The 18,237-nt window shown below is 67.1% G+C and carries 17 protein-coding genes; 5 read left to right on the forward strand and 12 right to left on the reverse strand.

The features are described from left to right. The first annotated feature begins 337 nt into the window (after window positions 1-337). Window positions 338-1,585 (forward strand): cytochrome P450, encoded by a 1,248-nt coding sequence (locus ABZS43_RS07030; RefSeq protein WP_355034894.1) that lies wholly within the window; start codon window positions 338-340, stop codon window positions 1,583-1,585. A gap of 115 nt (window positions 1,586-1,700) precedes the next feature. Then, complete coding sequence (locus ABZS43_RS07035; protein WP_355034895.1) at window positions 1,701-2,951, forward strand: cation:proton antiporter; 1,251 nt, start codon at window positions 1,701-1,703, stop codon at window positions 2,949-2,951. Between the two features lie 69 nt (window positions 2,952-3,020). Here the strand turns inward: ABZS43_RS07035 and ABZS43_RS07040 are convergent, their stop codons facing one another. Continuing rightward, a complete protein-coding gene (locus ABZS43_RS07040) occupies window positions 3,021-4,463 on the reverse strand; it encodes an MFS transporter (protein WP_355034896.1) in 1,443 nt (480 codons plus the stop codon). Window positions 4,464-4,641: 178 nt separating this feature from the next. Here ABZS43_RS07040 and ABZS43_RS07045 point away from each other — a divergent pair, with 178 nt between their 5' ends. Then, window positions 4,642-5,133 (forward strand): MarR family winged helix-turn-helix transcriptional regulator, encoded by a 492-nt coding sequence (locus ABZS43_RS07045; RefSeq protein ID WP_355034897.1) that lies wholly within the window; start codon window positions 4,642-4,644, stop codon window positions 5,131-5,133. Window positions 5,134-5,140: 7 nt separating this feature from the next. Here ABZS43_RS07045 and ABZS43_RS07050 read toward each other — a convergent pair whose 3' ends face one another. Continuing rightward, entirely contained in the window at window positions 5,141-6,172 is a 1,032-nt protein-coding gene (locus ABZS43_RS07050; protein WP_355034898.1) for a LysR substrate-binding domain-containing protein, read from the reverse strand. A 72-nt stretch (window positions 6,173-6,244) separates the two neighbouring features. On the opposite strand from ABZS43_RS07050, the gene dapA reads away from it, so the two are divergent. Next, on the forward strand, window positions 6,245-7,210 hold the full coding sequence (gene dapA, locus ABZS43_RS07055) for a 4-hydroxy-tetrahydrodipicolinate synthase (RefSeq protein WP_355034899.1): 966 nt from the start codon (window positions 6,245-6,247) through the stop codon (window positions 7,208-7,210). A gap of 90 nt (window positions 7,211-7,300) precedes the next feature. Here the strand turns inward: dapA and ABZS43_RS07060 are convergent, their stop codons facing one another. Beyond that, complete coding sequence (locus ABZS43_RS07060; protein ID WP_355034900.1) at window positions 7,301-7,972, reverse strand: DUF305 domain-containing protein; 672 nt, start codon at window positions 7,970-7,972, stop codon at window positions 7,301-7,303. Next, complete coding sequence (locus ABZS43_RS07065) at window positions 7,969-9,552, reverse strand: hypothetical protein (protein WP_355034901.1); 1,584 nt, start codon at window positions 9,550-9,552, stop codon at window positions 7,969-7,971. Before ABZS43_RS07065 ends, ABZS43_RS07060 begins: the two co-directional genes overlap by 4 nt. A gap of 275 nt (window positions 9,553-9,827) precedes the next feature. Here ABZS43_RS07065 and ABZS43_RS07070 point away from each other — a divergent pair, with 275 nt between their 5' ends. Then, window positions 9,828-10,385 carry a helix-turn-helix domain-containing protein gene (locus tag ABZS43_RS07070; RefSeq protein ID WP_355034902.1) on the forward strand — a complete coding sequence of 186 codons (558 nt, stop codon included), beginning with the start codon at window positions 9,828-9,830 and terminating at the stop codon, window positions 10,383-10,385. A gap of 37 nt (window positions 10,386-10,422) precedes the next feature. On the opposite strand, the gene ABZS43_RS07075 is transcribed toward ABZS43_RS07070, so the two are convergent. The 8 genes from ABZS43_RS07075 to ABZS43_RS07110 all read right to left on the reverse strand — a co-directional run bounded on the left by ABZS43_RS07075 (window position 10,423) and on the right by ABZS43_RS07110 (window position 18,235). Then, window positions 10,423-10,896 carry a hypothetical protein gene (locus ABZS43_RS07075; RefSeq protein WP_355034903.1) on the reverse strand — a complete coding sequence of 158 codons (474 nt, stop codon included), beginning with the start codon at window positions 10,894-10,896 and terminating at the stop codon, window positions 10,423-10,425. Window positions 10,897-11,038: 142 nt separating this feature from the next. Next, window positions 11,039-12,088: a dihydrodipicolinate reductase gene (locus ABZS43_RS07080; RefSeq protein ID WP_355034904.1), complete on the reverse strand. Its 1,050-nt coding sequence runs from the start codon at window positions 12,086-12,088 to the stop codon at window positions 11,039-11,041. Between the two features lie 45 nt (window positions 12,089-12,133). Further along, complete coding sequence (locus ABZS43_RS07085) at window positions 12,134-12,790, reverse strand: TetR/AcrR family transcriptional regulator (protein ID WP_355034905.1); 657 nt, start codon at window positions 12,788-12,790, stop codon at window positions 12,134-12,136. A 145-nt stretch (window positions 12,791-12,935) separates the two neighbouring features. Further along, entirely contained in the window at window positions 12,936-13,793 is an 858-nt protein-coding gene (locus ABZS43_RS07090; protein ID WP_355034906.1) for an acyl-CoA thioesterase domain-containing protein, read from the reverse strand. A gap of 115 nt (window positions 13,794-13,908) precedes the next feature. Then, window positions 13,909-14,418, reverse strand: a complete 510-nt coding sequence (locus tag ABZS43_RS07095) for a twin-arginine translocation pathway signal (protein WP_355034907.1) — start codon at window positions 14,416-14,418, stop codon at window positions 13,909-13,911. Next, entirely contained in the window at window positions 14,415-15,419 is a 1,005-nt protein-coding gene (locus tag ABZS43_RS07100) for a hypothetical protein (protein ID WP_355034908.1), read from the reverse strand. The genes ABZS43_RS07095 and ABZS43_RS07100 overlap by 4 nt, the downstream gene beginning before the upstream one ends. Before the next feature lie 216 nt (window positions 15,420-15,635). Beyond that, a complete protein-coding gene (locus tag ABZS43_RS07105; RefSeq protein WP_355034909.1) occupies window positions 15,636-17,000 on the reverse strand; it encodes an amidohydrolase family protein in 1,365 nt (454 codons plus the stop codon). Further along, window positions 16,994-18,235, reverse strand: coding sequence for a CoA transferase (locus ABZS43_RS07110; RefSeq protein WP_355034910.1), 1,242 nt, complete (start codon window positions 18,233-18,235; stop codon window positions 16,994-16,996). Before ABZS43_RS07110 ends, ABZS43_RS07105 begins: the two co-directional genes overlap by 7 nt. Window positions 18,236-18,237: the final 2 nt, after the last annotated feature.

Raw genomic sequence — 18,237 nt, forward strand, 5'->3', positions numbered from 1 at the left:
CGGGGCTGTGAACCGCAGGACCTGGCATATACGACGCTGCTGGAACGCATCACCGCCGCCATCGATGGCCGCGATTCGCTCGGTGCGCTCGGCGTGTGAGGCCCCGGACCGTCCGGGCCGAGGGTGCCGGGCATTCATTACCACGACGAGTTGAACGGGCGAAAAACATTCCGCCCAGCTCGTTTTCGCGGGTCCACGTGTGTCCACAGCGTGTCGTACCATCTACCGGGGTCACCCGTTTTCCACGTAACGCGCTCGGTCGCGGCGTCATCGCGCGCAGAGTGTCGGCGATTCACCAACCTGCAATGCACACGAACACATTTGGGGAGGTTCTTACTTGAGTACGAAGCAGTCCCGGGATCTGTCGTGCCCGGTCGTCCACCACTCGCCGATCCCGACCGACGAAGACCGGATCCCGTTGCATTCACCGGAGTTCGCTGCGGACCCGCACCGCTTCTACCGCGAAATGCGTAGTCGCTACGGAAGTTTGGTTCCGGTGGAACTGGCGCCGGGCGTGTCGGCCACGCTGGTGATCTCCTACCGGACCGCGGTGCAGATCCTCAACGACCCCGACCGATTCCCCGCGGATCCGCGAACTTGGCAGCAGAGCGTGCCGTCGGATTGCCCCATCCTTCCGCTGCTGGAGTGGCGGCCGATGGCGAGCAGGAGCGCGGGCGCGGAGTTCACCCGCTATCGCCAGGCGATCACGGCGAGTATCGACTCGGTCGACCTGTTCGCGATGCGCGGCGTCGTGGACAAACTCGCCGTCGAGTTGATCAACACCTTCTGCGCCGACGGACGCGCCGATCTGATTCGGCAGTACGCCTTCCCGCTGGTTTTCGACGCCGTCAACCACATGCTGGGGTGTCCGCCCGAGATCAGCGCCAAGGTGGCGGCGGGAACGGCCGCCCTGATCGAGGGGGTCGACGCCGAGGCGGGCAACCAGTTGCTCGGTGAGGCGCTCATGAGCCTGGTGACGCTCAAACGGGCCGAACCCGGCCGGGATATCCCCTCGACGCTGCTGCAACATCCCTCCGGTCTCGACGACGTCGAAGTCTCGCACCATGTGTCACAGGTCTACGGCAGTGGTATCGAGTTCCAACTGAACCTGATCGTCAACACCCTGCTGCTGATCGTCACCGATGTCCGCTTCGGCGGCAGCGTCCTCGGCGGGAATCTGTCCTCCCGCGACGCGCTCGACGAGGTGCTCTTCAACGACCCCCCGCTGGCGAATCTGCTGATCACCTACCCCCGCCAGCCGATCGTGATCGATGATGTCTGGTTGCCCGCGCATCAGCCTGTCGTCATCAGCATGGCCGCGTGCAATAACGACCCCGCGGTCCGCAGTGCCGACCTCACCGGTAACCGCGCGCATCTGGCCTGGGGGATCGGCGCGCACGCCTGCCCCGCGCAATCGCTGGCGTATCTGATCGCCGAATGCGCCATCGATCAACTTCTCGACGTGTTGCCCGAGATCGAGATCGACCTGCCGGACGGCACCCCGACGTGGCGGCCGGGACCGTTCCATCGGGCGCTGACCGAGCTGCCGGTCACCTTCCCGCCCACATCCCCGCTCGCCGTGTGAGCCGCGCACGCGGGCTCGCCTGAGGTCCGCCTTCGCGGTCGCACGCCGGCCGGGTCCGCCTCGGGGGTGGGCCGACGAGTCGCGCCGTCCGTCCGCCTGCCGCGAGGATGGGAGAGTGCACAGCAGCCAAATCGTGGTGGTGTTCCTCGATCTCGTCGTCATCATGGCGATGGCAAGGAGCCTGGGGTGGCTCGCCGAGCGAGTCGGTCAACCCGCGGTGATCGGGGAGATCACGGCGGGGATCCTGGCCGGGCCGACCGTTCTCGGTCCCCATCTGTCGTCCACGTTGTTTCCCCTCGAGATCCGTCCGTATCTGAGTCTGCTCGCCAATGTCGGTGTCGCCGTGTTCATGTTCGTGGCCGGACTCGAACTCGACCGCGGAATGTTCGCGGGGGCTCGACGGTCGATTTCGGTGGTGTCCGCCGCGGCCTACGGAATTCCCTTCGTCCTCGGATGCGGTGTCGCCGCGATCGCGTTGTCGCGCCACGAGACCGGTGACCGGCTGAATTTCGCGCTGTTCATCGGGTGTTCGCTCGCCGTGACGGCATTTCCCGTCCTTGTCCGAATCCTGCACGACCGCAGCATGATTCGAACAGAGATCGGTCAGCTCAGCCTGGCCTGCGCCGCGCTGGTCGACCTCCTGGCCTGGTCGGCGCTGGCCATCGTGCTCGCCATCGCGCATCCATCGGTGGGGAGCCAGTGGCGTCCGGTTCTGCTGGTACCCGTCGTGGCGGTGACATGGTGGGTGGTGCGTCCGGTCCTCGCGCGGCTGGCGTCGGTGGCGACCGAGCAGACGATGATCGTGGTCGGGGTCGGCGGTGCGCTGCTACTGGGCGCGGTGACCGAATGGACCGGTCTGCACCTGATATTCGGTGCGTTCGCCTTCGGTGTCGTCTTCCCTCGGGCGCACAGGAAGCCGGTCGAATCCGGTGCGCGAGTGCTGAGTTCGGTGCTTTTGCCGGGGTTCTTCGTCGTTTCGGGTCTTGCCGTCGATCTCGGATCGATCGATCGCACGGCGGTCGGCGAACTCGCTGTCATCGTGGGGGTGGCGATCGCGGGGAAATTGGGAAGTGTCTACCTGGCCGCGAGAATGTCCGGGATCGGGGCTCGCCCCGCGGCGGCTTTGGCGGCACTGTTGAACACCCGTGGGCTGACCGAGCTCGTGATACTGAATATCGGACTCGGAATCGGAATCATCGGGCCGCAATTGTATTCGCTGTTGGTGGTGATGGCGTTGGTGACCACGGCGATGACCGCGCCGATGCTGCGGATGATCGGAGTGTCCGACCCGGTCGCCGTCGACGGTCCCGACGGCGACGCGTCGTCATCGGCCGAATCCCGGCGTGATCCGGCCGGCGCGGCGTGATCCGGTGTCCGTTGACGCGAAACCCCGCCGCCCGCGATAGTTCACGAGCGGCGGGGTATCCCGGCAGGTCTAGACCTTCGACGCCACCTTCGGTCGCGGTGCGACCCCGGTCAGCACTCGCTGCACCGGAATGGCCGAGGCGAGTGCCGCACCCATGATCGCGACGCCGCATCCGATCAGCAGTCCGACGCGGAACCCGTTCTCCGTGGGGAACATATGTCCGCCTACCGATACGGTCATCTGCGCCAGGATCGCGCCGACGATGGCAGCCGAGATCGAGGTTCCCACGGCCCGCATCAGGGTGTTGAAGCTGTTGGCCGCGGCGGTCTCGGAATGGGGGACAGCGCCCATGATCAGCGCGGGCATGGCCCCGTAGGCGAAGCCGACACCGATGTTGATGGTGACGGTCACCGCGAGGATGCCCCAGGTGGAACCCATTACGAGCAACGAGATGGCGTAGCCGGTGGCGATGACGACGCAGCCCGCGGCCAGCGTGAATTTGGGGCCGCGAGCGGCGGAGAGGCGCGCGCCGACCGGGGACATCAGCATCATCGTGAAACCGGCGGGCGCCATCCACAGGCCCATCGCCAGCATGGACTGGCCGAGGCCGAACCCGGTGGATTTCGGCAGTTGCAGGAGTTGGGGGATGAGCAGCGCCTGGGCGTACATGGCCATGGACACGACCACCGAGGTGGCATTGGTGACCAGAACCTGTGGGCGCGCGGTGACGCGCAGGTCCACCAGTGGCTGGGAGGTGCGCAGTTCGTACCAGCCCCAGATCAGGATCGCGACGATCGCGGCGGCGAACAGGCCGAGGATCGTGGTGCTCGACCAGCCCCAGCTCGCGCCCTTGGAGACGGCGAGAAGTAAGCAGACCAGTCCGATGCCGAGTCCGACCGCGCCGAGGTAGTCGAAACGCCCGGCGGGTCCGTCGGTGGGGATATGGGGGATCACGAGGAAGATCAGCACCCCGACGACCGCGGCCAGGACAGCGCAGCCCCAGAACAGCATCCGCCAGTCGCTGTTCTCGACGACGGCGGCGGCGACGGGAAGTCCGAGTGCGCCGCCGATGCCGAGCGAGGCGCTGATCAGAGCGATGGCCGAACCGAGGCGTTCCGGCGGGAGCAGATCCCGGATCGCGCTGATGCCGAGGGGAATGATGCCGACGCCCATGCCCTGCAGGCCGCGGCCGATGATCATCGGCAGGACGGCGGTGGCCGTCGCGCACACCACCGAGCCGATGACGAGCGGGACGAACGAGGCCAGCAGTACCGGCCGCTTGCCGTACATATCGCCGAGGCGCCCGGCGACGGGTGTGACGACGGCGCCGACGAGCAGGGTGACGGTGACGACCCAGGTGGTATTGGACGGCGTGCTGTGCAGAATCTGGGGTAGTTGACCGAGTAACGGTACGACGAGGGTTTGCATCAGCGCTGCGAGAATGCCCGCGGACGCCAGAACGGCCAGGACGGCATTGGGCCGAACAGTGGAGCTGGGTGTGCTCACGAACATCTCCCTTTGCTGACGTTAACTAACGATATGGACCATACAGCCAATATGCACTATGCATACAACATGTGTGATGCACATGTCATGCATCCTGCATGGCCTATGTGTCCTGCATAACCCGTGGTATACCTGGAATGGGGAGTCGCCAGCGGAGTTCCGCGGCGTGGTGGAAAGGATCGGAATGGACAAGCCCCTCGACTCGATCGAGTTCGAGACCATGCTGTTCGGCCGATACAGTCTGGCCTCACGCAAGGGCAACGAGCGCAATCTCGACCGAAGTGTGTACACGCTGCTCGCGCGGCTCCATATGGAAGGGCCGATGACCATCGGCCAGCTCGGCGACGCGCTCGGCCTGGACGATTCGACGGTGAATCGCCAGACCGCGGCCATGGTGAAAGCCGGCCTGCTGAAACGGATCGCGGATCCCTACGGTGGGATGGCGCGCAAGTTCCGGACCACCGCGGAAGGCGAACGCCGACTGGAAGCGCAACGCGCCGACAGCGTTCGGCACCTGGATACCATCCTGAGCGACTGGGCGCCCGAGGATGTCGCGGCCTTCGGCGCGTATCTGGAGCGGTTCAACAGCGATATCGAGCGCTATCACGGACGGCCGTGGCCGCGTCCGGCGGGCACCATCTCCTCCGCCCGTTTCCACCGGGACGCCGCACGCTGAACCCGTCTCACCGACCGGACGCTGCCTGGTCGGACGCTGCCTGGTCGGACGCTGCCTGGTCGGACGCTGCCTGGTCGGACGCTGCCTGGTCGGACGCTGCCTGGTCGGACGCTGCCTGATCGGACGTCGCCTGCTCGGATGCTGCCTGATCGGACGCCAGTTCCGCGAGTACCGCCCGGATCGCCGGGCTGGCATCGGCGCTGCGACGCCACGCCGCGTGTATTTCGCGCGTCGGTTGCCGCCCCAGCGGCAGGGCGATGAGTCCGTCCCCCAGGGGCGGGCGAGCCAGGCGTGGGATCAGGGCGATGACGTCGCTCGAGGCGACCAGCGACAGCTGGGTGGCGAAATCGTCGACAAGATGGCGCACGTCGGGGTCTTCCGGCATATTCGCGAACAGTCGTCGGAACCACTGGTGGCACACGGTGCCCGGCGGGCTGGTCACCCAGGCGTGCCCGACGAGGTCCGCGCCGATGAGCGGCCGGTCGACCCGCGCGAGCGGATGCGTTCGATTCATGACGACGTCGCCGACATCGGTGTGCACACGGCGCTGGGTCAATGCCGAGGGCAGCGGGGCGGGCAGCCCGTCGGCGTCGTGGACGAGGGCGAGGTCGGCGGTGCCCGCATCGACACTGTGGAGGGCTTGGTCGGGATCCTGCTCGGTGATGTGTACGCGCAGGTCCGGGCAGCGCGTCGACAGTCGCGCGACAGTGGGCGCGAGCAGTCCGCGGATAGCGGTCGAGAAGGCGACGATGCGGAATGTGCCGCGCGGCGCGCCCCGCGAAACCGATTGGGCCGCTTCGGCGCAACGCTCCAACGCCTGGAACACTTCGGCCGCCGAGTCGACGATGGCCTGCCCGGCCGGAGTGAGGACGACCCCGCGTCCCGCCTGCGCGAGCACGGGCACACCGACCTGACGTTCCAGTCTCTTGATCTGCTGCGATACCGCCGAGGCGGTGAACCCGAGCTCATCGGCCGCTCGTACCAGCGTTCCGAGCGCGGCCACCGACCGCAACGCCCGCAGGGCCCCGACATCGATCATGAAGAAATACTACGTAATATCGGCAAGAAACCATTGCTGGACCACACTTGTGGGGCGGGGCACGATCGATTCATGACCGACCCGCGGCACCCGGCCGAACTACTCTTCGGCGCCAACCTCGTCGCCATGGCGACCCCGATGGACCCCGACGGCACGATCAGCGAACCCGGACTCGCCGGTCTCGTCGACCACCTGCTGACCACCGGGTGCGACGGCATCGTCGTCGGCGGGACCACCGGTGAGTCGCCCACCCTGACCGACACCGAGGCAGCCGGGCTCGTCCGTTCGGTGGCGGTCAGGTCGCGGAACCGCGCGCGGGTGGTCGCCGGCGTCGGCACCTACGACACGGCCGCCAGTATTCGACGGGCACGTGACGCCGAGGCTGCCGGGGCGGACGCGCTGCTGCTGGTCTGTCCCTACTACTCCAGGCCGACGCAGGCCGGGGTGATCGCCCATTGCCTGGCGGTGGCCGACGCCACCGAACTGCCCGTGATGCTCTACGACGTCCCCGCCAGGACCGGTATCGCCATGGAGGCGGCAACGCTGATCGAACTCGCCCGCCATCCGCGGATCCGAGCGGTCAAGGACGCCAAAGGCGACGTGTACGAAGCGATATCTGTCATGTCGAGCACATCGCTGGCCTACTACTGCGGCATCGATGAACTCAATCTGCCCTATCTCGCGTGCGGCGCCACCGGTGTGCTCAGCGTCATCGGAAATATCGTCGCCGACCGCAATGCCGCACTCATTCGAGCGGTCCGCGCGGGCGACCTGGACGCGGCGCGGGCGATTCACATTTCGCTGATTCCCTTGGTGGAGGCCATTATGCGCACATCCCAGGGTGCCGTCATGGCCAAGGCCGCTCTGACCGAGCTCGGCGTCATCCCGCACGCGACGGTGCGTCTTCCGCTGCTCGAATCGCCGCCGCCGGATCTGCGTCGACTGGTGGATGCGCTGGCCACCATCGCCGCGCCCTGCCGACCGAAGGCGGGCGCGCTACTGTCGGCGGGCGCTCGTTCGCCGCAGCAGTCGGCGTGAAGTTCTCTCTGTCGCAGGAGGAACCATCACCGAGGGTTCATTCGAGACTGTCCGGGACTCGCCCCCTGGGCCGAACGTCGAGCCGGGGTCTCACGGTGTCGATGCTGTCCGCTGTGCCAGCAATAGTCCCAGGAGCCCCGACTCACGAGACTGGGTGTCGAGCATGTCGCGCGCCGCCTGTTTGACGATCCCGCTCGACAATTGCCGGTCCGCGGCCTGCGCCATCTGGACGCCGCCGTAGTGGTGGCGTTGCATCAAGCGAAGGAACTGGATTTCGGCCTCGGCACCGCGTGCGGCGGACAGGGCGTCGAGTTCGGCCTGGGTCGCCATACCGGGCATGGTCGAACCCGTGGCGTCCGCCGAAGTCGTTGCGCTCGTGGCCTGTCCGCTGTGCTGATGTCCGCTGGGCTCGGCACCGGCGTCGTGCATCCACGCCATGGGGTGTGGATTGGTGGTGACGACATGGGCCATGCGCAACCACCCCAGCATCATGCCGATTTCGACGCGCTGGGTATCGGCCAGTTGCTGGGCCAGGGCCCGCACCGTCGGGTCGGCCGCCGGGTCCAGTCGCTGCGTCATCAGCAGCGCCTGGTTGTGGTGGGCGACCATATCCTGGGTGAAGCCGATTTCGGTATCGGTCATGACGGGCGGCGCGGTGGTGTCGTCGGATATCACGAGCGGCCGCAGGGCAGCGCCGATGACCAGCAGTAATACGGCCATGCCGAGGAGGGCGGCGACCTTGCCCCAGTTCGCCCGCGTCATGAGCCGATGGTCGAGTGCTGGTCGGCGGGCGGGGTGTAGACCGACGGCGACAGTTGCAGAGCGAGGAATCCGTTGTCCGCGCACGTCGTCCACAATTGCGTGCCCCGCCATTCGGGAGCGGAGAAGCACCAGTCCGTGGACAGGTCACCGAGTGCGAGCATGCCGGTCCGGTTGCTGACGGCCTGGGCGAGGTCGAACTGGCCCTGCAGGATGGTCTGGAGCAGCGTCGGCGCGGCGAGTACGGGAGGGCCGATGATCGAAGCCAGCGCGTGCGGTGAATTGGTGAGTTCGGTGTTCTCGCCGGTTCGTGCGGGCGGGTTGTAGTAGGCGATCTCGCGCACCGCGCGTGGATCACCGACGTCGAAGACGCGGATTCCCGATGAGGTCCAACCGCACGCGAGAGCTGTGGGATTCGCCGGTCGGTCGGCGGCGCAGTAGTGGGCGTCGTAGGCGAACAGCGAGCCGCCCGCCGCCGACGCCATGGCGACGTCCTGGTTGTCGGGCAGGTTGATCTCGAGTTTGATGGTGTTGACCAGCTGCGGGCGGCTGCCGTCGGTGACATCGAAGATCTTGACGCCGCCGGATCCTGCTTCCTGGACAGAGAAGACATACGGCGTGCCGTCGTAGGTGACGGGAAGATTGTGCTGGGTGGCCCAGCCATCGGTCCACGTGGTGTGCGAGAGTTCGCGGACCTGCGGATTCGGATCGCGGCGTTGGACGGCCGAGACATCGAGGATCATCATCCCGCCGAAGTTGTTCGCCAGGTACATGGTGTTGCCGTCGGCGCTGAATCCGAAGCCGTGCATCGACAGTCCGGGCAGGCTCTGCCAGATGACGCGTGGCGCGGCGGGATCGGTGAGGTCGACAGCGCTGATGAGGCCCGGTGCGACACCGGATGCCCAGTAGGTGTTGCCGTCGGGGGAGAAGCCGCCTTCGTGTGCCGTAATGGGCAGTGGCATAGCGAGGTTGGTGCCAGGTCCCGGGTTGAGCAGTCGCGGATGCGCGCAATCGGAGAGGTCGTAGACGGACAGCAGTCCCGCACCGGTCAGAAATGGCGCGCCGGTGCCGACGAGGAGTTTGCGTTCGTGGTTGACCTTCAGGCTTTCCCAGGTGCCCGCCAGCATCGCCGGTTCGTTCAATACGGCGGTGAGGACCGGGGCGGTGGGATCGGAGACGTCGAGTACCTGCACGCCCTGCTCCACGCCGACCAGGTTGCCGGGGAAGAAGGTGCCGATATAGGCGCAGTGATCGAAGGTGATCGAGGTGATGCCGCCGCCGACGCCCGGATAGTTGCCCAGCTGCCGGATATTGCAGCTGTAGCCCCGGCTGCTGCGCCTGCTGTCCCTGTCGGCGGCGGGGACGTCACCCTGCAGGCCGGTCTCGGGGCCGGACGCGGCGTCGGAACCGGGTCCGCAGTCGGCGCGTCCCACGGGGGTCGCACTCAGACTGCCGATTTCGGTGACCCGGCCCGGCGAACCGGAATCAGGTTGTGCGGAAAGGATTCCGGTCGGCAGCAGCAGCGCGCAGGCTGCCGCGATCACCAGTGTCCGTCGGGTTCGGAGATAGTGCTGTGATCTCATAATGCCCCTCGGCGGTGAGGGCGCCTTTCCTCTGGGTCACGCGGGTCGTCTCGGTGTTCCGTGCGGTCCTGGTTCGGCCGAGGTACGCCGTGTCACGGAGACCGCCGGGATGTCGGCAGGATCCGTTCACCGGACTGTACTGTCCGGTTGGTCCGTAAGTGTGCTCCCGGTTACCTTCGGAGTCAATGATGTTACGGCTCACTAAGGGATTCTCGCCATGGCTCGGCCGGACACCGCGGTGCGAGCGAATACTTCCCGTGCGGTACGTTGGCGCGATGACATCGTCAGCCCGTGCGAACAGGGGGCCGAAGGCCGCGGCGAGCAACCACGCAGCACTCATTCGGGCGGCACGGGAGATTTTCGCGGAGAACGGTTTCGACGCGCCGCTGAGTTCCATCGCGCGGGCCGCCGGCGTCGGACAGGGTGTGCTGTATCGGCACTTTCCCACCCGCGAGAGTCTGGCGCTGGCGGTATTCGAGGAGAATATCGTCGAGGTCGAAGTGCTTGCCGCGGATCCGTCCAGCACCGTCCACGATGTCCTCGCGGTCATCGTCGACCAGCTCACCCGGTCGGCGGCGTTCATCGCGATGTTCAACCCGACCGGCACCGACGATCCGCGCCTGCTGGAAGTCTCGACCCGGCTGATCGACCTGGTCGCCCGCAAACTCGACGATCCCGGCCAGCGCGGCTCCATCCGCGCGGATCTGACCGCCTTCGATGTCGTTCTCGCGGTGGGAATGCTGGCGGGGATCATGTCGAAGACCGATGCGCAGTCCAAGCAGATGGTCGCGACGCGGGCATGGGATCTGCTGGAGCGCGGGCTGACTCGCTGAGCCGGTCGTGCGTCCGGCTCCTCGAACCCGTGCGAGCTCAGGAAATCGCGGCGCGCGGTGGCGTCATGGTCCATCCGGCCCGCAGGGGGGAATGGCCGCGGATTCCCGGTTCGGCTTTCCCGGCGCGGGCCCCGGACTCGAGCCGCGCTGTCGATTCGACCGGTGTGACAGCGGGTTTCGGGTCCACTCGCACGGCGGGCTTGGTCGTGACCTGGACGGTTCCGTGCCATCCGCAGGGCAGCCCGCAGGTGGGATGGATCGAAGTCTCGACGTGGCCGTTCTCGAAGCGGCGCACGGTCGCGGTCGCTTGTGCGGGGTATCCGCAACTCGGGCACTTCTCGAAATAGTCGAGCACGTCGCTGACGCTGATGCTGACCGATTGCTTCTCCGCGGTGAGTGTTTGTGACGCGGTGCTCTGTTGCCACGGGTTCTGTCGTGCGCGGGGGAGCCACGGCACTTCCGGCCGTGCCGGGAGTGCTGAGAATCTGCTGGTGTCGGTGTGATCGGGCACGATTGCTTGCCTCGCTACGCGGCGGTCGACTCCGGGAGTCCTTACCCCCATGATGGTAATCACATTCTCCCATGACGTAAACAACATTCTCATTTCGAAATTTCGCCCTGTTTCGTATCGGCCCGGTTCGGGCGAATTCGGGTCAGCCCAGTGTCGCGGTGAACTGCGGCAGATCGATGCTGGTTCGAATTCCGGGCGGTGCCGCGCACACGTGCGGCACCGCGTTCACGGCGCGGTTGGCGGTGTAGCCGGGCGAGACGGAACTCATCATGTCGAGCGAGACCGGGAAGCGCAGGTCGACGTCCAGCGGAGCGTCGCCGTCGACGAAGATATGCCAGCCGGTGGGACGTACCTCCCATTCGGGTTCGACATCGGTGGTGCAGTACCACGTCGCGCGGAATTCGATCAGCGCCTTGCTCTCTCGGTAACCGGAGATCGTGATGCGCTGTGCCGCGACACTTCCCGGAGCGAGGGTGCCCGCGGCGATGCGGGTGCGTTGCCTGGCGGTCGCGACTTCGCCTGTGACGTCGACGGTATCGAGCGGAAGGCCCACCGCGTCGGCGAGCAGTCGCAGCGACGGTTCGAAGTTGGCGCGCAGGTGGTCGAGGCGATGTTGGTCGAACGCGGTCGGCGGCGCGCCGAAACCCATGACATCGAACAGGATTCCGGGCGAATCGCGCTGGGAGAGATCGGCGAACTCCTCGATGGTGATGCGTTCGAGTCTGCGCTGGATCGAGGTGAGCGCGATGGGAACGGCCTCGGTGATGAAGCCGGGACTGCTTCCCGTGCTGTGGATCGACGCGTTGCCGAGCGTGCACGCGGACTCCACCCGTGCTCTCGAGTCCTTGTCCATACTCGCGGGATGATGGAATTCGCCGCGGGTGGTGACGATGTTCAGCCCGGCGGCGAGCAGCGCGCACACTTCCTCGGCGTCGGTCGCGCGGGGCATGTAGAGCACACAGTCGGCCTCGAGAGCGAGAATGTCATCGATATCGCCGGTCGCGGTAATACCGGTTTCACGGTCGAGGCCACAGAGGGTGCCCGCGTCGACGCCGATTTTGTCGGCGCTGTGCACATATACACCGACCAGATGTAGATTCGGATGCTCGATCACGGCGCGCAGTGAGCGGGTGCCGATATTCCCGGTCGCCCACTGGACTACGCGATACGGAGTGGCCGTCGTTTCGGTCATTCCCCGAGTGTAAATGCATTCTCATGTCATGAGAATGAAATTCTCCTACCGCTTACCGGCGAACCCGAGCGCGCAGAAGTTCCATACCTCGTCGGCGGTGATCGGATTGAGGGTTTCCTCGTCCTCGGCGCCGGTCGACTGGGCGGTGAACATCACGGTCTGCATAACCATCGCCGCCATGCGACGCGCGTTGACATCGGAGCGCAGCTTCCCGTCGGCATCCGCCTCGGAGAGGAGTTCGGCCAGCAGCGCCAGCAACGGCGCGTGCGCGATCTTGACCTGCGCGGGATGGGTGACCAGCAGTTGCGGCGCGAAATCGGTGAACAGGGGCCGCTGGGCCGTTGGGTCGGGCCGACACAGTTCGAACAGCAGGCGCACGGCCACTTCGAGTCGATCGTAGGGGTCGGTCTGGCCCGCCGCGGCGGCGCGAATCTGTTCGGCGGCGCGGCTCAGCGCGTCCTCGAACAGGGCGAGCAGCAGTTCGTGCTTGCCATCGAATTGCAGGTAGAAGCTGCGCAGCGACTGCTTGGAGCGGTCGACGACCTCTTGGACGGTGAAATCCGTCGTGCCCTTCTCGGTGATGATCGCCTGCGCCGCGTCGAGGAATCGCTGCACGCGCTGTTCGGCGCGGAGTTTTGCGGTCCGAATGGACCGTTCGACGGCGCGCTGCTTCCAGGCCGGCTCTTCGCTGGCGGTGGTCACCGGGCTACCGACCCGCTGTCATGTGGAGAGAACATGATTGCACTGTACCGGAGAACGTCGCAGGTTTGGTCCGCTCGGAACCGGTGTGTTCAGGTTTTTGAGATCTGCACTTCCTGATTCGAGAACTAGGTTCTCGGACTGGATGTCACGATGGGCGGAACCGGAGCAACCCCTCTTGCGCGAACGAGGCCATCAATATGCCGCCTTCGGTGAGTATGTCACCCCGGCCGAAGTAGCGGCCGTGTGCCGCCAGCGGACTGTGGTGGCGCAGCAGTAACCAGTCGTCGGCGCGCACCTGTCGATGGAACCAGACCGAATGCGTGATGGTCGCCGCGGTGAAGTCGGTCCCGTTGCCGTCCTGGCTGATCCCGTCCAGCGGTCGCAGGGCGGTGCCGATCGGGCTCAGGTCGGTCGCGTAGGCGAGGATCGCCGGATTCAGCTCGGCGTCGACGCCCGGTGTGCGCATCCACAGTTCGTAGTCGGGCGGGTGGACTTCGGTGGAGTCGAGATCGGTCGTTGCCCGTGTTTCCCACGGCATGAGCGGAATATCGCGGCGGTACTCGGGGCCGGGCAGGTCGGGCATATCGCCGACGGTCTGGCGTTCGGGCCCGTCCTCTTCCGCGTGCATCGACACCATGGCGGTCGCGATGACATCGCTTTTCTGCCTGGCGGTGATCGTCAGCGCCGCGTAGGTCCGGCCCTCCTGCTGGCGCTGCACGATGTAGAAGACAGGGGAATCGCTTTTGCCTTCGCTGGCGAACAGGACGTGCAGCGATTTCACGACCTTCGACGGACACGCTCGGGTCGCGGCCCGGACGAATTGTCCGAGTAGTTGCCCGCCGAACAGTCGGTAGTGCTCGATCTGCTGGCAGGGCGCCTCGAACACGGCCAGTGTGCTGCGCCGCGCGGGCGGAGGTTCCGGCCGGTCGGCCTCGGTCTGCGGCGTCGTCGGTCGATGACGGAGATCGAAGCAGGTGAGCAGGTCGCTCCACATATCGGGCATAACTCAGTGTAGGGCAGCCTTTCCTATGTGGAGAATTGCGTTCTCCCGCCCAGGGTCGCCGCTATCCGGGCTGTGGGGGAGAACATTCCGCTCCCCGGTGAGAACGCCCTGGCCGTCACACCGGATCGAAGGACGAGATCCGCCAGTCCCCGTCGACGCGGGTGAGTGAGACCCGGACGCTGCTCGCGGCCATCGCCGGATCCGGTTTCTCCGAACTCGTGGTGGTCTGATTGATGAATACCAGCACCACCGCCGAATCCTGTCTCAGATCCGATACCGCCGCTCGAACCACGGCCGCGGTGGTCTTGACGGCCTTCTGTTTGGCCGCCGGCGCGACGATCTGCTGGGTGAATTGCGTGTAGTACGAAAGGAAGTCGCCGGTCAGATGCCCCTTCGCCGAGGCGAAATCGCGGTCGAGGGTGTCCGGCGCGTATGACAACAGGGCGACGGTGCCCTCGGAGGCGGCGGCGACGGCCGCGTGGGCGGCGTCGTCCCCGGTGCGCCGGTCCGGTTGGTACTGCCACAGGACCAGGCTCGCCGCGGTGGCCACCGAGACCAGGACCGCGAGCCCGAGCAGAACCAGGCGCGGTTCGGCGCGGAGTCGGCTGAATATGCGTGCGATCACGGGACGAACTCGACTTTCGACATCTTGATCTGACCGTCGACCCGCGTCACGGTGACGCTGAGCCGCCACGCGCGCGGTTCCTGTTTCGCGCCCGCGGAATTCGTCACCTGGGAGGTCGCGGCGACCAGCACCACCGCGGTGTCCTCGGTCATCGACTCGACCGCCACGCCGTTGACAGCGCCCTCGGTCGAGACCTGCGACTGGCGGATCACAGTGGTGAAATCCTCTGCGCGACTCTTGAAGTCCTCGCGAAAGGAACCCGTGGAATTGTCGAGGACGCGCTGCACATCCTCGGGCGCGTGATTGAAATCCAATGTCGTCAGTGCGACGACGCCCTGGCGCGCCGCGGCCGTGAATTCCGCGGTCCGGCGCTGCTCCTGGGTGAGCTGGTGGTGATGCCACACAGAGAAGCCGCTGACGGCGAAGGCGGCGACGATGAGAGCGACGGCCGTCGATATCACGGCGATGCGGCGGCGTCGGCCTCGGATCACGGGGGCGGCGTTGTGCTCGAGCGGTACCGCTGGCGCGTCGTCGGTTGCCGCGTCGTCGTCGGTAATCGCTGTGGCCGCGGTGGCTTCAGTTGCTGCGTCTTCGGTCGCTGCGTCTTCGGTCGAGGTGGCTTCGGCCGAGGTGTCTTCGGTCGACACCGGGTCCTCGGCGGCCGACGCATCGACGGTATCGGCTCGGTCCGTCGCCGATTCGCCTGCCTCGGTCGCCGCGGTGTCGGCCCCGACTGTTTCCGGTCGACCGCTCCCCGTCGACGCCTCTGCGGCTCGCCCGTGCGCGGCGGTGGTGCTCGCCGCATGTCGCCGCAACCGTGCGGCGCGGGCCCTGGCGCGGGCCGCTTCGGCGGCAGCTTCGGCCGCCTCCGCTTCGGCCTCGGCTTCTTCGACGGCCAAAATCAATGTGCGCGAATCGGATTCGGCAATCGCGGCGGTGTCGCCGGAGTCGTCTCCGCGCGTGCCGGGTGGATCGAGAGCGTGGTCGGTGAGTTGCTGCATCGTCGGTCCCTCGACATCGTGACGGATCGCGAATTCCGGGGCCACGGGCGTGCGCCCGTGGGGTCCTCGGATCGCTCCGTCGTGTCAACTTTGACGAGAATGACGTTACCATCGATGCCGTTATCTGGCTCATATATTTCCATATGGAACCCGACGATATGGCCGCTGACATGCGGAAATGGCATTACTGATTTTCGCGAACGCGGCTCCGTTCTATCAGCTCGGGACGGCGCCGTCCGCATCGGAGCGGTAGATTGTCCGCCCGCCGACAACGGTGAGAGCGACCATGTCCGACCCGAGTTCGGCCAGCGCCTCGGCGGGTGCGCTCCGCAGCACGCACAGATCCCCCGGCTGCCCGACCGCGATTCGCCGTATCCGGTCCGGGCGGTCGGGTGACCCGCAGAACAGGTCGAGTGCTCGCCCCGCCGAAATCCGTTCGGCGGGACCGAGGACCGCGCCCCCGGCCGTACGCCGATGCACGGCGGCCCGCATCGCCGCCCATGGATCGCCGTGTCCGAACGGCATATCGGTGGACAGGGCGAGCCGGATGCGCCGGTCGAGCAGCGAGGCGACGCGCCACAGCATCGGATGGTCCTCGGCGGGGATGTCACGCAGGTAGGCGTCACCGCGTTCGGCCACGAAATTGGGCTGTGTCACCACGGTGACGTCCAGTTCGGCGAGTACGTCGAGGTAGTCGTCGTGGATCAGCGCCCCGTGTTCGATGCGGTCGCGTGGATCGGTTCCCGCCGATCGCAACGCCGCGACGGTCACGGCCAATTGACTTTCGGTGACGCAATGCACGGCGACGCCGCGTCCGGCGCGATGGCACCGAGCGGTCCGGTCGATCAGATCGTCCAGATCCAGCGTCTGGTCATCGAGAATGATCTTGACGGCCCCGATGGTGACTCCGGGAACGGCGGCGGCCCCGACCGCGGCCAAGATATGCGGTCGCTGGGGCAGTTCGCCGGTGTGGTGCGCGGCGGCCAGCGCGTCGATATCGGCTTGCCCCTGACCCGGGGTCGCGTCGGTCACCCCCGTGACACCCCATCGGGACAGCCGCGCGCCGAGTTCGGTCAGCGGGTGATCGCGCCGGTGCAGCGCGTATCCCGGATCGATATCGACACGGAACAGCCTGCCGTCCGGGTGGTCCGGCATTCCGAGTACGGCGAGACCAGCCGAATTGACGATCCACAGTGCGCCGCCGCGGTGCTGTACCCGGACCGGCCTCGTGGATTCGATCGCGTCGAGGCGGTGGCGGTCGAGGTCGCCCGCGACGGATTCGTGGTATCCCACCGCCCGGATCCAGCCGTCCGCGTCCGCGCTCGCCGAACGCAGGGCGTGGGCTAATCCAACGGGATCGGTCGTCGTCGGCGGACCGACCCGCGCCGAGGTCTGCGCCGCGGCGGTCGAGCGGAGGTGGACGTGGTGGTCGTGCAGGCCGGGGATGACCGTGCCGCCGGCGGCGTCGAAGATGTCCTCTGCGCGCCTCGGGGTCAGCCTGTCGGCCAGTTCGGTGATGGTCGCGCCGACCCGCAGATCGACGCGCCTGCCGTTCAGCAGGGTGGCGCGCTGGATCAGCATGCCGCGAGCCGCTCGGCGACGAGGCGCCGCACCGCGTCGGTGTCCGCGCCGACGGCGGCGGCCTTCGGCCCGATATCGGTGGGTCGAATCGGGGGAGTCGCGGTGCGCGACGGGTCGATCGCCGCGCCGGGCATGGCCGCGTAGGTCGCCGCGACAGCGGCCATGGACAGTTCGACGAGTTCGCCGCCGCCGCGCTCGAGTGAGTCGAGCACCGCCGCGGTGGCTTCGAGTCCGGTGAGGGGGTCGGTGATCGCGTCACCGCAGAAAACCGGCCGCCCACCGCTGGAACCGACCAATCCACCGGCCACGGCGGCATCGTCGCCGAATGCCACGTGGCCGGCTCGCGCGCCTTCCGTGCCGTGACCGGTGATACGAAGCCAGATCCGTCCTGGTCGCGCGGCGATATCGTGCGGTCCGAGTCCGCGTCGGTCGAGTGCGGCGGGCCTCGACCCTTCCAGGACGATGTCGGCGACCGCGAGCAGATCGCGGAGTGCGTCCGCCTCGGAGTCCAGATCACCTGCCCAGCAGAGCTTTCCGCTGTTCATCCAGTCGAAGAAGGCCGCGTCGCCGCCTCGGGTGCCGTCGGGCCGCCGGGGACTTTCGACCTTGACGACGACCGCCCCCGCCCTGGCGAGCAGTTGGGCGCACAACGGACCGGCCCACATCGATGTCAGGTCGACCACGAGGCATTGCGCGAGGCCGCGTACCCGTCCGCGCGGTCCCGACGGTCGGATACGCGGTGGGGCCTGCGTGGTCTCACCGAGTGTGGCGGCGGGCAATTCGAGCAGGCGGGCGCGAGCCGTGATCTCGGCGGCCGGGCGTCGCGCCGCCCAGCGCCGGATCGCGGGCCACGGATCGAGATCGACCGCGTCGGATTCCACCAGCGCGGGAACGGTATCGAGGTCGGCGGCGCGCGAAAGGGTGAGCGCGCACCAGCCGTCGGTCGCGGCGAGCAGCGCGGTCGCGCCGCCCGCCGACATATCGCCGCGGCGACGCAGTCCGAGGAGGGCGGCGCGTCCGGCGAGGATATTCGGGACGTCGACGGCGATGCCGGTCGTCGCGGTGATGCGCCGCCCGATGGCATCGGCCCGCGTCAGGATCGGGGCACGGGAGAAATCCGGCCTCGCCTCGGGCCACCCGGTCAGCCACGCGAGTCCGCTGTCCGCCCACGCGGCGACCGCGTCGAATCGGCCGTGCGGGTCGACGGCATCGCTGTCCACGGCGTGCGCGGCCATCC

Origin of the sequence: Nocardia sp. NPDC005366 (assembly GCF_040606855.1) — a bacterium.
Taxonomy (GTDB): Bacteria; Actinomycetota; Actinomycetes; order Mycobacteriales; family Mycobacteriaceae; genus Nocardia.